Annotated in this window: 17 protein-coding genes; 7 read left to right on the plus strand and 10 right to left on the minus strand. The window is 43.0% G+C overall.

Translation table 11 applies throughout. The annotated features are described in order from the left end of the window. Nucleotides 1-257 precede the first annotated feature (257 nt). Nucleotides 258-1,844 (plus strand): BCCT family transporter, encoded by a 1,587-nt coding sequence (locus OH460_RS18445; RefSeq protein ID WP_137408318.1) that lies wholly within the window; start codon nt 258-260, stop codon nt 1,842-1,844. 128 nt (nt 1,845-1,972) lie between these two features. Here the strand turns inward: OH460_RS18445 and OH460_RS18450 are convergent, their stop codons facing one another. Beyond that, nucleotides 1,973-2,335, minus strand: a complete 363-nt coding sequence (locus OH460_RS18450) for a RidA family protein (RefSeq protein WP_004737330.1) — start codon at nt 2,333-2,335, stop codon at nt 1,973-1,975. Nucleotides 2,336-2,600: 265 nt separating this feature from the next. Here OH460_RS18450 and OH460_RS18455 point away from each other — a divergent pair, with 265 nt between their 5' ends. Then, nucleotides 2,601-3,047 (plus strand): DUF417 family protein, encoded by a 447-nt coding sequence (locus tag OH460_RS18455; protein WP_269999083.1) that lies wholly within the window; start codon nt 2,601-2,603, stop codon nt 3,045-3,047. A 107-nt stretch (nt 3,048-3,154) separates the two neighbouring features. On the opposite strand, the gene OH460_RS18460 is transcribed toward OH460_RS18455, so the two are convergent. The 9 genes from OH460_RS18460 to OH460_RS18500 all read right to left on the minus strand — a co-directional run bounded on the left by OH460_RS18460 (nt 3,155) and on the right by OH460_RS18500 (nt 9,566). Further along, complete coding sequence (locus tag OH460_RS18460; protein ID WP_004737327.1) at nt 3,155-3,631, minus strand: GNAT family N-acetyltransferase; 477 nt, start codon at nt 3,629-3,631, stop codon at nt 3,155-3,157. Between the two features lie 103 nt (nt 3,632-3,734). Next, complete coding sequence (locus OH460_RS18465) at nt 3,735-4,253, minus strand: GNAT family N-acetyltransferase (protein ID WP_269999084.1); 519 nt, start codon at nt 4,251-4,253, stop codon at nt 3,735-3,737. 90 nt (nt 4,254-4,343) lie between these two features. Continuing rightward, entirely contained in the window at nt 4,344-4,511 is a 168-nt protein-coding gene (locus OH460_RS18470) for a hypothetical protein (RefSeq protein WP_171750658.1), read from the minus strand. A gap of 94 nt (nt 4,512-4,605) precedes the next feature. Further along, nucleotides 4,606-4,962: a hypothetical protein gene (locus OH460_RS18475; protein ID WP_269999085.1), complete on the minus strand. Its 357-nt coding sequence runs from the start codon at nt 4,960-4,962 to the stop codon at nt 4,606-4,608. A gap of 59 nt (nt 4,963-5,021) precedes the next feature. Further along, nucleotides 5,022-5,675 (minus strand): DJ-1/PfpI family protein, encoded by a 654-nt coding sequence (locus OH460_RS18480; protein WP_116871459.1) that lies wholly within the window; start codon nt 5,673-5,675, stop codon nt 5,022-5,024. 124 nt (nt 5,676-5,799) lie between these two features. Further along, a complete protein-coding gene (locus OH460_RS18485; RefSeq protein WP_269999086.1) occupies nt 5,800-6,255 on the minus strand; it encodes a GNAT family N-acetyltransferase in 456 nt (151 codons plus the stop codon). A gap of 19 nt (nt 6,256-6,274) precedes the next feature. Then, entirely contained in the window at nt 6,275-6,625 is a 351-nt protein-coding gene (locus OH460_RS18490; protein ID WP_269999087.1) for a hypothetical protein, read from the minus strand. A gap of 324 nt (nt 6,626-6,949) precedes the next feature. Then, on the minus strand, nt 6,950-8,197 hold the full coding sequence (locus tag OH460_RS18495; protein ID WP_269999088.1) for a RidA family protein: 1,248 nt from the start codon (nt 8,195-8,197) through the stop codon (nt 6,950-6,952). A gap of 484 nt (nt 8,198-8,681) precedes the next feature. Continuing rightward, entirely contained in the window at nt 8,682-9,566 is an 885-nt protein-coding gene (locus tag OH460_RS18500; protein ID WP_008216159.1) for an AraC family transcriptional regulator, read from the minus strand. 193 nt (nt 9,567-9,759) lie between these two features. Here OH460_RS18500 and OH460_RS18505 point away from each other — a divergent pair, with 193 nt between their 5' ends. From OH460_RS18505 to OH460_RS18525, 5 genes are all read left to right on the plus strand, one after another. Further along, nucleotides 9,760-10,908 (plus strand): iron-containing alcohol dehydrogenase, encoded by a 1,149-nt coding sequence (locus OH460_RS18505; RefSeq protein WP_105058288.1) that lies wholly within the window; start codon nt 9,760-9,762, stop codon nt 10,906-10,908. A gap of 234 nt (nt 10,909-11,142) precedes the next feature. Then, the gene (locus tag OH460_RS18510) at nt 11,143-11,889 is read left to right on the plus strand and encodes an amino acid ABC transporter ATP-binding protein (RefSeq protein WP_032553986.1); all 747 of its coding nucleotides are present in this window, start codon (nt 11,143-11,145) and stop codon (nt 11,887-11,889) included. Beyond that, entirely contained in the window at nt 11,889-12,686 is a 798-nt protein-coding gene (locus OH460_RS18515) for an amino acid ABC transporter permease (RefSeq protein ID WP_269999089.1), read from the plus strand. The genes OH460_RS18510 and OH460_RS18515 overlap by 1 nt, the downstream gene beginning before the upstream one ends. A gap of 12 nt (nt 12,687-12,698) precedes the next feature. Next, nucleotides 12,699-13,508 carry a transporter substrate-binding domain-containing protein gene (locus OH460_RS18520; protein ID WP_061030815.1) on the plus strand — a complete coding sequence of 270 codons (810 nt, stop codon included), beginning with the start codon at nt 12,699-12,701 and terminating at the stop codon, nt 13,506-13,508. A 139-nt stretch (nt 13,509-13,647) separates the two neighbouring features. Then, on the plus strand, nt 13,648-14,571 hold the full coding sequence (locus OH460_RS18525; protein WP_269999090.1) for an amino acid ABC transporter permease: 924 nt from the start codon (nt 13,648-13,650) through the stop codon (nt 14,569-14,571). Nucleotides 14,572-14,650: the final 79 nt, after the last annotated feature.

A 14,650-nucleotide genomic window follows, 5' to 3' on the forward strand; every position in this document is an offset into this window, starting at 1 on the left:
TAAAAAATATCGCCTAATTCGCATCCTTAATTACAAAACTCTATTCATATCTACTTTATTTATTCGTTCTAAAATTTCGTTTTAAAACTAACCAAAAGGGAGTGATTTCGCCGTAGAACTGATTTCTTTTCTAAATTTGCCCACTTTTTCTTAACAATTGTGATAGTATCGCGGCTTTTTTTGACGAACCTCACATTTCCAATGCAAGTGTGGGAGAAATACATAGGCTCGAAAGAGCCAAATATAGCGAAGAAATAATGTCCAACTTGACGCAAGTCGCCAACGAAAACATCAACGCAGAATCTACTTCTATTAACTTCACTAAAGCCCAATCTTTGGGTGAAAAACTGGAGCTTGGAAATCCAGTATTTTGGCTAAGTGGGAGCTTTTTAACTCTCTTTGTCATTCTTGCCTTCACCAACACCTCGGTGTTGTCAGAACTTGTAAACATCGGCTTTAGTTACTCAACTAAGTGGTTCGGTGCTTTTTGGCAGGTTCTCTTACTACTCAACTTCATCATCGGCTTAGTGCTTGCACTAGGACGCACAGGTCACGTTCGTTTGGGTAAACTTGCCCTTCCAGAAATGACTACCTTCAAATGGATGTCGATTGTCCTATGTACGCTGCTCGCAGGCGGTGGTGTATTTTGGGCAGCAGCAGAACCTATTGCTCACTTCGTTTCTGCTCCACCTCTATACGGCAACGCTGATCCTCAAGCAATGGCATTCAACGCCCTATCTCAGTCTTTCATGCACTGGGGCTTTCTTGCTTGGGCAATCTTAGGTGGCTTATCCTCTATCGTACTGATGCACCTACACTACGACAAAGGGCTCCCTCTTAAACCTCGTACTCTGCTTTACCCGCTACTGGGCGACAAAGCGATCAATAGCTGGATTGGTAACGTAGTCGACGCATGTAGTATTGTTGCTGTTGCAGCAGGCACTATCGGCCCAATTGGTTTCTTAGGTCTTCAAATCAGTTATGCGCTAAGTGAACTGTTTGGCATCTCAGACAGCTTTGCTACGCAGAGCATCGTTATTCTATTCGCCATCGCCATGTACACCCTATCGGCATTGAGCGGCGTGAACAAAGGCATTCAACTGGTTAGCCGTTACAACATCATCTTGTCTGTATGCCTGATCGGCTACATCCTTCTTGTGGGTCCAACAAGCTTCATCGTTGATGGCTACTTGCAAGGCATGGGTGAAATGATCGATAACTTCATCCCAATGGCGCTTTACCGACAAGATACAGCGTGGCTAGGTGGTTGGACGGTATTCTTCTGGGGTTGGTTCTTAGGTTATGGCCCAATGATGGCAATCTTTATTGCTCGCATCTCACGTGGCCGAACAATTCGCCAAATGATCGTGTCTATCAGCATCGTTGCTCCGCTAGTAACCTGTTTCTGGTTCAGCATCGTTGGTGGTAGTGGTTTAGCGTTTGAATTAGAAAACCCTGGCGTAATTTCTAGTGCGTTCGAAGGCTTCAACCTTCCTGCGGTATTACTTGCTATTACTGCGCAACTGCCGTTCCCAACTCTGATTGCAATTCTGTTCCTTATCCTGACCACCACGTTCATCGTAACAACGGGTGACTCAATGACCTACACCATCAGTGTAGTTATGACAGGCACCACAGAGCCAAACGCAGCGGTACGCACCTTCTGGGGTATCATCATGGGTGCTGTAGCCATTGCGCTTATCTCAATGGGCTCTGGCGGTATTTCTGCGTTGCAGTCGTTCATAGTGATTACTGCCGTTCCTGTGTCATTCATCTTACTACCATGTTTATGGCATGCTCCTAAGATCGCGACACAGATGGCAAAAGAGCAAGGCATCGCTTAATACCAAAGCCAACTAACCTCGGTTTAGTGTTTCGAACAAAAAAGCCACTCAAGTGAATCACCTGAGTGGCTTTGTTTTATCTGCTCGGTACTTGTATCGGCGAAGCTTATTTCTACCGATAGTTCGGCTTATTGAAACTTTTCACCAGCGGCAACCATGAATGACATTTCAACCAACAGTTCAGGGTTTGCCAGTTCCGCTTTCACACAAGCACGGCTAGGCGCACAGCCTTCAGGGAACCATGCTTCCCACACTTCATTAAGTGCATCAAAGTTAGCGAAATCCGTTAGGTAAATAGTGACCGACAATACGCGAGATTTATCGCTATCTACCAGGCTCATCATCTCTTCAGCTTGCTCAAAGATTTGTTGAACCTGACTCTTAATGCCCGCAGATGTGTCCGACTCAGCAACTTCAACAAAGCTTGCAATACCATTAAAAACTGTCACATCAGACCAACGTTTGGTCGGGTTAATTCTATGAATCTTCACTTGCTATTCTCTTCTTATTGTTAGGATCTACATCAGGGTAATCTAATCCAAATCCCTAATATTGAAAACAAAAATAAGCTAGAAATTCCCCAATAAAGCTATCAAAAAACAATCCAACACATTGTTTCTCAAGTGGCTCGATGGCTAAACAGCTGATGGGTACACCATGGGAGATTTAGTGAAATAATCCGATTTTTATTGATACCGCGAAATTAAATTTTCACTCGTGCGGTCATGTTTTAGGACTTATTAATGGAGTACTTTTATGCATGTTCAAACCTACGAATTGAAGCAAAGCAATTTTGGATACAACCTAGGCGTGATAGGTGTCGCGTTGGTGTTAGCTTGGATTGGAATTTACAAGTTTACGCCTACCGAGGCGATGTTGATTGAGCCTTTAATTGCAAACCACCCAGCAATGAACTGGCTTTACAATTTATTCTCAGTCCAAGCCGTGTCTAATATGGTTGGTGGTGCCGAAATAATTGTCGCGATCGGACTGATGATTGGATTTAAGAAACCGCAAGTCGCATTTTATTCTGGCATTGCTGCGACGGCTATCTTTGTTGTGACACTGAGCTTTCTAATTACCACGCCAAACGCTTGGAAAGTATCGGATGGTATTTTGGTCACTAACTTCTTCTTAGTGAAAGATATTCTATTTTTAGCAATCGCGATCAGTGTAATCGAACGCAATAAACCTCAAAAGTAACGATAAAGCAATAAGGTTACCCTAGATCTAAAAGACACCTTATATCTTGAAATAAACAGGCCCGAAGCTGGCTAGAAGGACCCCGCCAGCTTCTGACATATAAGGTTTTACTTGGCAATACCATCATGATTGAAGCATTGTCTTGTTACCAAACCCCATTTTTCGTCTTGGTATTGGTCTTCCACATAGTTACCTGAGGTGTAGTCATTAACGACTTCTCTCCAGAACTTAACAGCATGATCTGCGCCCAATACTTGCTTAATCTCCCAACTGCCTTTTAGGTGTTCAAACAGCTCAGAGATAAACTGCTTCCCGACTTTATTTTTTCGAAAATAAGGCACCACATAGAAATCACAAATCTCAAACTCGTTTGGCGCTTTGGTTTCAATGGCGGTTAATGCAGCAGGAACTCCATCAATGTAGAGTAAGTACCCCGTTACGGCATCACCAAGCGTCGGGTAAATCTCAAACAAGCCATACTCGTCTGGTTTGTCTCCGATAATCTTTGAAAACTCAGCCGCATAGCCCTGATATAAATTCGCGTATACCTGCTGATTACCACTATAGACTGTCACAATGTTCATAAACTGATCTCTGTATTGTTTCGCACCACAATGGTGTGAGCTCATCTTTCCGAGCCTATTATCTCATTGATTATAGGAAAAATAATAGATATCAAATACCCACTTACACGGATATTGCCTTGCGGTAATAGTTGGCATTCTGTTGTTGTCCTTTGAATACTGCGTAATTTTGGACACGCTCAACGAGCTCGAAACCCGTATTTGTTAGTACTTTATTTGAACCGACATTACCTACTAATGCATAAGCATCAATATATTTTAGGGATGAGTGCTTAGACAAGTAGGTTAGCAGCTTTCTGACCGCATTAGAGGCGACACCTTTAGAACCAAAAGCTCGACCAACCCGATAGCCGAGCTCCCCGCTTTCACCATTTTTGCTGATATCGCGAACGTTGATTCTTCCACAGATAACGCCGTTGGCGTCCTTAATTAGCATTGGGATCAACTCACCATTTTGGTATTCCTTAAGGAAGAGCGTAACTTGGTCGGCAACCCCTGAATCAGAATAGAAACTGTCATCCCTAGCAGGAACAAATTGATTAAACCACTCTCTATTTTCGACTTCAAACTCGAAAAGAGGACCAACATCACTTGGTTGAAGTAAGTGTATAGATATATCCATAAATAACTCTACAAGGCTCCCTTAAAGTACTGTTTTTCAGATTTCGAACTCTCTGTGTTTCTATCTAGGTTGATGGGAGCTAACCATCGCTCAGAGTATTGGCGTGACCAAAAGCAATCCCATTACCGCCATAGATAACAAAGCACCACTGAAAAAACTCGGTGCATGAAATGGTCGAACTTTTGATTTAACGACCTCTCTCTCAATCGCTTCTTGGTAAGTTTTAACGGAGAGTTCCTTGACGTAATTACTTTGCATAATAAGCTCCTTCTGAATAAGTAAGAGAAGCTTAAGGCTTGAAGTTAGGTTGAGGTAAAGCGAAAAATCATATTAATTCACATCGTTAAACGAGTTACTCCAAGATCACCCTCCAAACATCGTTGTTCACGCCCCCCACATCCACTAACTCTCCAGTTTTCATATGAATTGACGTGTTTAATTGTCGAGTCGAGCGTGGCTCTTTCGTTTCTCGAATCACAAGCATATCGACCAAGTAGCCAGAGTCTTGCTTTCGTACTAAGCCCGAAAAAGTCACACTTTCAGCCCTATCGGCGAGTACTGAATTAAATGTGTTATCTTCTAATACGCCTGCGGAGATGGATGTCTCGCCATAAAACAACGTGATACTTGTTGGGTCAGGTTGTATAGCTTCATTGGACGCGCAGCCCATTAGAGCTAGGCACAGCATTAAAATAATTCGAAATTGCATAAACTTGTTTTTCGTTTTCTCGTTAAACGCTTTTTTTGTAAAAATACCATGACGATGATTCAAACCACTGCGTCTTTCAGCTCAGCTTCTAGTGATTTATTGTGTAAGTTGTCAGCCTCTGCGGACTGGATGGTTCCAGAGATAAGGTCTTCGAAGAGATCTAACTGCCCTGCGGGGATGAGTTGATTTTGTATCGCCCTACGTTTGTTTGAATCAAATAACCGCTCTGCCACCCAGCCGATTAAGTAGACCAGAGAAAGACACCCACCAGCTGTAGCAATGTTGCCTTCGATGACTAAAGGCAGATCTTGAACGTTGCCACCCATTGCTTCTAATGTTGGTTTTGCATGCGGGTTTGTTGTTAGCCTCTTACCTTTAAGTAAACCGAGTTCGTGCAACACAAAAGATCCCGCGCAAATAGACCCGATTAACTGCTCGCTCGGATCCAGCTGTAATGAGTTCATGAACTCTGGCTCTTTCAATGCAGCGGGAATACCGCGATAACCACTTGTTATCAGCACTACATCTTGCTGCGCTACTTCACTCAAATGGCCATCGGTTTTCACCGTCATACCCAAATGTGAGCGATGCTCAGGCTTAGTTCCAAGAACCTTAACCTCCCAAGAGTCCGTCGTTCTTCCTAATAAGTCATACATCAAGAAGAAGTCTACATCTGTGAAGTCATCAAATAATACGATTCCTACTTTGTACATAATACATGCCCTTGTTGATTACTCTCGAAAGATGAGAAGCGTTAATAGTGAAGCGATTCATAGAAAGGTGATATTAACCACCACATACTTGAGGTCAAACTCGATCCACAATTATTTATGGCCCCTAGGTAACAGCGACGAAATTAGACCATTTTCTTTTGACTTCAGGAGTCAACGCTAGAGTAAACTCATAACCTAAGTGATTCTCACGTGTTATTTCAAACCCTAATCGCTTATGAAACTGCACCGACAGTTCATTTAAGCGTAAAACATTGCTTACTAATACCCTTGAATCACGATCTTTCAGTATGTTTACAATGCCACGAAATAGAGCAAGAAAAGCGGCTTTACTTCTGTGGTCTGGGTGCACCACAAACATAGGGACAAACCACTTGCCATCGCCTAAATCACTTAACGTGGTGTAGCCAATTAGCTTATTATGTCGCCGATATTCGACAAGCAGTCCTTGTTCCATCGATTGGGTGCGCGATGCTAAATACACATCTCTATCTATTGGAAAGCCCGCTTCTTTTGAAATTGACTCCAATGTCATCACGTCCAGTTCTAAATATTCTTGCATTACTGCCTCTTACCTGTACTTAAAAGAATTGCTGAACAAAACACGCAATAAACGCCGGTAAGCCAGCAATAAACAACACTAAGCCCGTATGATAATTCATTCGGTAGTGTTCTTGTTGGTCTTTAGCAAAATCGTGCCCGTCGACCATTTTGTAGACTTTGTCTGTAATAGGATCATCTAAGCGCGTTGTTTTGCTATGAACCCCTCCTTCCCACAGAAGTTTTGCCAAAATCCAAATGACTATAACGACAAAAAATAAGAAGTCGACGAGTTGAGTAGAAGCAAAGAAAGGAAAAAACTGCGACAGCACATAAACGACCATTGCAGCCATCAAATTGATAAGCACCACTTTCTTTAACAAATCGAGCAAATGAACCTCCTCCAGAATCTTAGTACCCAGTAACAGGTATTTATAAAATTTAGATTTCTCGGTCAATCAAAAATTATGCGCAAGATTGCACTATATGAAGTGCCGCATGTTTAACAACCTTTATTGCTGATAGGAAGCATTACACCGCTCGTGGTGATGTATTGAGGTGACGCTTACATTCGCGCCCAATTTGTGATGAATTAGAGTCATTGATTCGATATACACTGTCGCTTAATCGCAGGCCTTCAAACTGAATCAGCTCTAATTCCAAGTTAGGAACTAGAGCCGAAATTTCAACGCTGTTATCGATGTGTGTAACGATGTTTAAGCAACAATGTCTTGTGGAGGTGTACCTTCGCAGTTAGAAACGACGGCATCAATTTGAATTAAAGCATTCATAGGAATCTTAGAAACCCCAACCACCGTTCTTGCCGGTAAGTCAGCCTTAAAGAATGTCGTATAGACCTCGTTCACCGCATCAATATCTGAAATATCTTTAAGTTGAATATTAATTTTCACCGTATCGTCTATGCAATGGTCAACACTTTCAATGATCGCCTTAATATTTTTAAGACACTGTTCAGCTTGCTCTTTAATACTACCAGCAACCACTTCATTGGTTTTCGGATCTACAGGAAGTTGACCTGAAATATGATTGTAGTGAGAGAAAGCAACGGTGTGCGAATAAGGCATGAATGGTGCGTCAGCAGTGTTATTTGCTTCAATAACCAGTAAGCAAGTATCCTCTGGTAGTTGTGGCGGTGTGCCATCGCCATGTGAAACCGAGGTATCGATTTGTACTAAAGCGCCCATTGGTAATTCAGATGCCTGTACAACCGTTCGCGCCGGAACATAACTTGGGAAGAACTTGGCACAAGCTTCGTTTACCTTTTCTGCATCTTCGATATCATTTAGGTAAATCGTGGTTTTCACCACATCATTCATAACATGGCCAATGCTTTCTAGAATCATTTTAATGTTTGCTAAACATTGAGTTGTTTGCTCTGTGATTCCACCTGAAACCAACTCACCAGTATTCACATCAATCGGTAATTGAGCCGAAAGATTATTGTAGTGAGAAAAAGCCGCAGTCTGAGTCGATAAAACACTCTGAGGGGCTTTATCCGTGTTTCTTGATACCTTAACTAACGCACATGGTGCCTGTGGTGTTGTACCTTCACCATTTGAGATAAGAGCGTCCATTTGAACTAGCGCATCGCTCATTGGTAGAGCGGCAACACCAACCACAGTGCGTGTCGGAAGGCTATTACTAAAGAAGCCCTTATAAACTTCATCGATAGCTTCCATATCGGAAATGTTCTTAACGAAGATATTAATTTTCACCACATCATCCATTACATGGTCGATGCTTTCAACAATCGCTTTAATATTATTCAAACATTGCGTTGCTTGATCTTTAATATCACCGATGACTATTTCACCTGTTTTAGGGTCTATAGGTAATTGAGCAGAAAAGTTATTATAATGAGAAAAAGCAACTGTTTGTGTAGATACATTGTTTAGCGGAGCATTTTCAGTATTTCTTGAAATTTTAATGATATCGCTACTCATCGGCGTGATCCTTTTAATAGAATAAGAATACGTATTTATATTGAACAATCGTATTGGAATGAATAATTAAAGTAGCGCCATGTTAGGTGAATAACTTTGGGTTGAACGTGACATGCATCAGACTATCACTCAACTAATATTCAGTGACTTATGGGATAATTAGTCATCGAAAGACTAATTATCCACGTAACTTAGGTTGGAGGACTACTCATCTCTCTCTATTTTTAAGTATATCCAACAATATTGAATACTTTCCCACGAAATATGATGGGTAACTTTTAAAATTTAGATCGTGTTTGTTAACTTGTTCACACTAAAATACCCTTAACCGATAAGTTTTATAAGTTACGGTCTTATATCCATGCATAAATTTTTAGGCTATCTAAGTAATTATTTTAAATAACGTGTTTAATATGGTCACGTTAATAATATATTTAATAAAAACACCACCTGTTTCAGAATATAGATTTTCGAGGAGGGAAAACTATACAGCTCTTGGTGTTGTATTAAAGTGACGCTTAAATTCTCTGCTGAATTGAGATGGGCTCGAATAGCCGACTCGGCGTGCGGCATCACTGATTCGCAGACCTTCTAACTGGATCAGCTCCTTGGCTTTGTTGAGCCTTACCTTCTTCAAATATTGGAGTGGTGACTCGAAAGTGACATTACGGAAAGCATTATGAAAAGCAGACACACTCATGTTTGCTTCGTCAGCTAGCGACTGAACAGTAATGGTTTGGTCATACTCTTCATGCACTTTAGACAATGCTTTAGCGACGCGTGCGTAATGGCCATCATGATGGGCTAAATCAAACAGTACGCGGCCTTCAGAGCCTGTTAAAGCGCGATAAACAATCTCCGTCACCATTGCATCACCCAAGATGTTGGCTTCAATATCGCAATGCAGTGTCTTCGCCAACCTAGTGAAACTCTCTAGCATCGCCGTTTCCATTCGAGTGGACTCTAAGCCACTCGAGTTCTGTTTGTGCTTGTTACAGTAACTCTCCAGAAAACCTTGCTCTTCGAGCTTTTTCACTAAGCTATGTAAACGCTGAGAATCTATGTTGATCGACAAACCCAATAACGGCTCACCATCAACCGGTAACGCTTCACATTCCAATGGCATTGGCACCCCCACCACAAGGTAATCACCAGCCGCGTAAGTCACCGGCCTGTCGCCTATGTAGATATTCTTTTTACCCTGTCCAAGCATGATGATACCTGACTGATAAGTGAATGGTTGGCGCTGATTCCCACCACTACTGCGATACAACCACACACCCTCAATCTCTGTTTGTCTGATCCCTTCAAGGTCATCCCAACCTTTAAGTTCAACGTAAGATTGCAGTAACTGAGCGAGTGTATTCATAACAGGCGATGTTCCATTCAAAGAGTGATGTTGGTTTGCACAAAAGCCCAAAGAGAATATCAATTATGTAGAAATAGGCAATTAGTTTGGAGAAATTGACCTTCACCACCCTAATTCCGTGTACTAATATGCAAATAAAGAAATTGAGCACTACAACAAAATAAAAATTTTAGCTTTACACAAGGAACTGACGATGCAATTTACCTATGTTAACCCTACTGTTATCCACTTCGGCCAAGGTCAAATCAACGCTATCAGCCAAGCCGTTGATACTTCAAAGAAAGCGCTTGTCATCTACGGTGGCGGTTCAATCAAAAGCAACGGTGTTTACGACCAAGTAGTCGCAGCTCTTAAAGATCACGCTTGGATTGAGTTTTCTGGTGTTGAAGCAAACCCAACCAAAGAAACATTAGACAAAGCAGTCGCTATCGTTAAAGAGGAAAACGTAGAATTCATTATCGCTGTTGGCGGTGGTTCAGTAATCGATGGTTCGAAATACGTTGCAGCAGCAGCGAAATACGACGGTGACGGTTGGGACATCCTAACAGGCAAGCACCAAGTCACCGAAGCAACGCCAATCGGTGCGGTACTGACGCTTCCGGCTACAGGTTCTGAATCAAACATGGGCGCAGTAATCACTCGTAAAGCGACTCAAGAGAAGCTGGCTTTCCTAAACCCTGCGGTACAGCCTAAGTTTGCAGTTATGGACCCAGATGTAATGAAGTCTCTACCAGAGCGCCAGTTGGTGAATGGTCTGGTTGATGCTTGGGTTCACGTTTGTGAGCAATACATCACTATGCCTGCTAACGCGATGGTTCAAGACGGCTACGCAGAAACATTGCTGAAAAACCTTCTTGTACTGGGTAAACAATACGACGAGCGTGATAACGACGCATGGCGTGCAAACCTAATGTGGACAGCCAACCAAGCGCTAAACGGCCTTATCGGTACTGGCGTTCCTCAAGACTGGGCAACGCACATGATTGGACATGAGTTCACGGCATTGTGGCATGTCGACCACGCACGTTCTCTAGCCATTGTTCAACCTTCACTACTTCGTAACCAGATTGAAGCGAAACGCACTAAGCTAGAGCAGATGGGGCGTAACGTATTTGGCCTAGAAGCGGGCGCAGATTTAGCAGAGCGCACTATCGACGCTATCGAAGCCTTCTATCACAGCCTTGACGTAGCAACCATGTTTGATGGCTACGAGGCGAATAAAGAAACGGCTATCGACAATGTGGTTGCACAGCTAGAATCACACGGCTACCTACAACTTGGTGAGAACCAAGCGATCACGCTAGAAAAAACTCGCGAGATTCTAGAGTCTGCAATCCATTAATGGTTAAAATTAAAGCAAAGAAATCAGGTTTTTAAATAAAATCGCGATAATTTAAAAATTTATGTAGCGAAACTGAACCAAATTCTTTGACCTTGCGTATACCCTCAAGCAGCGTCCTAATTCGGCGCTGCTTTTTATTTGCCCTACAAGATGCTATTAAATTCTCATAAGTTCCTAATTTTATGTGCAATCATATTTCTATATTGTTAAGGTAAACCTGTCTCTTTACTAGGTATGAACAACGATTTGAACAATCTTAAGGAAATGGTTAAGTTTAAGTCACTTAACAAGTGGTATGGTGATTTTCATGCCCTAAAGGATATCGATCTTAATATTGAACAGGGAGAGATTGTGGTGATTTGCGGACCATCTGGTTCGGGTAAATCCACTCTTATCCGCTGTATCAATCAGCTAGAACCGTTCGAAAGTGGCGAACTTTCCGTGTTAGAACAGTCACTTCCCTGCAAGTTCAACACACCAGGCCAAGTTGGAATGGTGTTTCAGCACTTCCATTTATTCCCCCATCTTACTGTGCTCGAAAACCTGACTCTGTCTCCTATTCGCACGCTCAAAAAAAGCAAAGAAGAAGCAGAGAAAACCGCCATGCATTATCTCGAGTGTGTACACATCGCAGAGCAAGCGAATAAGTACCCGGCTCAGCTTTCAGGTGGCCAACAACAACGTGTGGCAATTGCGCGCTCTCTTTGTATGAAGCCAGAACTACTACTATTTGATGAACCGACATCTGCTCTTGATCCGGAAATGATCAATGAAGTACTGGATGTAATGGTCGAACTGGCAAGTGAAGGCATTACCATGGTGTGCGTGACACACGAAATGGGCTTTGCAAAACGCGTTGCCGACCGAGTCATCTTTATGGACGAGGGACAGATCGTGGAATCAAATACACCACAAAGTCTGTTCGAAAATCCTCAACACGAACGTACTCAAGCGTTCCTAAATCAGATTCTGACTTACTGATGCTGCTGAAGATAGTGAAGCCCGCCCACTCTGCCTTGGTACAAATTGTGGTGCTTGCGGCAGCCGTTGTTTGGATCCTCGATTCTGGTGCTCAGGCGATGGGATACAGCTGGCAATGGGATCGAGTACCTGACTACATCGCTTTCTATGAAGATGGTGAATGGTGGCCTGCAGAATTGATGGAAGGACTACTCGTTACCATCAATATCTCTCTGATTTCTTTAGTTGCAACACTGGTGATTGGCTTAACCACAGCCCTATTGCGAAACTCCCATTCAGTGGTTGGTCGCACCCTCGCTACCAGCTATGTGGAATTGATTCGTAATACACCATTGTTGGTACAAATTTACCTGCTCTATTTTGTATTCGGCCCTGTAATCGGTCTGGATCGCTTTAGCACAGCTGTTTTAGCTTTGGCACTTTTTCAAGGGGCATACACCGCTGAGATATTTCGTGCTGGGTTAAATAGTATTTCTAAAGGACAATTTGAAGCAGCTCAATCTTTGGGCTTATCAAAGACCTATACTTATTGGGATGTAATTCTTCCTCAAGTGGTGCAACGTACGCTGCCACCTCTTACCAACGAAGTGATCTCCCTTATCAAAAACTCTTCGATTGTGAGTGTCATGGCTATTTTCGACCTGACAACCGAGGCCAGAAACATTGTTTCTGAAACCGCGATGCCATTTGAGATCTGGTTCTCTGTGGCGATCATTTATCTTGCACTTACACTTTCACTTTCTGCCGTTGCAGCTTGGCTTGAGCATAAGCTCGGAGCCAACTGGCGAACACAATAAGGATTTATCAGCATGAAGCTATTTAAAACCGCTATCACTGCTTTACTTGCGCTTGCCGTAAGTTTGCCTGCACTTGCGTCTGAAACGCCTAACTTAGACAAAATCAACGATCGTGGTTCCCTACGTGTTGGCATGTCGACTTTTGTTCCTTGGGCAATGCGTAACAAACAAGGCGACCTTGTCGGCTTTGAAATCGATGTGGCAAAACGCCTTGCTGAAGATTCAGGTTGGAAAGTTGAATTTGTACCGACGGCATGGGATGGCATTATCCCTTCACTGCTGTCGAACAAGTTTGACGTAATCATTGGCGGCATGTCGATTACCGAAGCGCGCGCTAAGAGTGTTCTTTTCACTGAACCATATTCTCACTCTGGTGTTCAACTAGCGGCTAACAAAGAGCTAGCAGAAGGCTTCAGCAAGATTTCTGATTTCGACTCTCGCCGAGTGAAAATTGCTGCTCGTCGTGGCGCATTTACGGTTCAAGTTGCTCGTGAAACCTTCCCGAAAGCGAAAGTACTTCAGTTCGATGACGACGCTCAAGCGTTCCAAGAAGTACTAAATGGCAATGCACACGCGGTTATCGCTTCAAGCCCTAAGCCAGAGCACGAAGCAATCAAGAACGCTGATACGCTATTCATTCCATTTGATGAACGTCTATCAAAAGGTAACGAAGCATTCGCTGTTCGCCTAGGTGAAACCGACAAAGCGGAGTTCTTCAACGAGTGGATCAAAGCACGTACTGAAGATGGTTGGTTGAAAGAACGTTACGAGTACTGGTTCTCTACTCTAGATTGGCAAGATCAGATTGCTCAAGGTCAGTAATCGACGGCTAATTAGACGCTAAATAACTAATCAAGGCGGTACCTTGCTGGTACTGCCTTTTAAGATACACCCGAGATAGCTATGAATTCATAGTCCATTCTCACAACACATTAATAATCATTGTTTAAACAGGAATGACGTGAGTAGTACTAGCGCATTATCAACGCCCAAGCCCAACCTTCACATGAAGCCTTGGTATCAACGCCTCAATCTATTAGATGGAGTATTGTTTGTCATCATTTGTGCGTTTGCAGGTTGGCTTTATTATCGCTCTGCTGTCGGCATTAACTATCAGTGGCGATGGGAAGACGCGTTCACGCTGATCTTCATTCCACCTTCTCAAGGTAGCATCCCTTACTTCTTCCAAGGCCTAGTCGCAACACTACGTTTAAGTTTGTGGAGTATGGTGTTGGCCTTATCTTTCGGTACCCTGCTTGGGATCGCAAGACACTCTAAAATCGCTCTATTTAAGACGCCAGCTCTGCTTTTCATCCAATTGGTTCGAAATATTCCACCACTGGTTTTTGTGTTTATCTTTTACTTTTTTGTCTCTAACCAACTGATTCCTTTACTTGGTTTAGAAACCCTTTTGCGTGAACACAATGGCGACATCAACCAACTGCAAGCTTTTCTATTTGGCCCTGCCAACCTTTGGGAAAACTTAGCTTCTGGCGTTATCTGTATTGGTTTGCTCTCTTCGGCGTATATCGCTGAAGTGATTCGCGCTGGCTTGGAAAGCATTCCGAAAGGGCAATGGGAAGCTGCGGACTCACTTGGTTTGTCCGTCTTCTCAAAATATCGATACGTGGTAGGCCCACAGGTATTAACCGCGATTACCCCCCCTTTGGCTGGCCAAGCAATTTCGTTGGTAAAAGATACATCGATTGTCTCTCTGATTTCGATTCAAGAAATGACCTTCGTTGGCACCGAGATGGCCAACTCATCCGGTTTGATCTTTGAAATCTGGCTGATTGTCGGCGCGGTTTACTTCGCGTTATGCTTCACTCTGTCGCGCATTTTCAGAACCATAGAGCAACGCTCAAGTGCTTATCTCAACCGCTAATTTGCACTAGTCATTCGGTTGCTTCAGTGGCACTTCAGTAACCTCTGCTTGCCCTTAGCCTATAATATTCATCAGCTTT

The sequence above is a fragment of the Vibrio sp. Makdt genome (genome assembly GCF_027587015.1).
Classification (GTDB): domain Bacteria; phylum Pseudomonadota; class Gammaproteobacteria; order Enterobacterales; family Vibrionaceae; genus Vibrio; species Vibrio chagasii_B.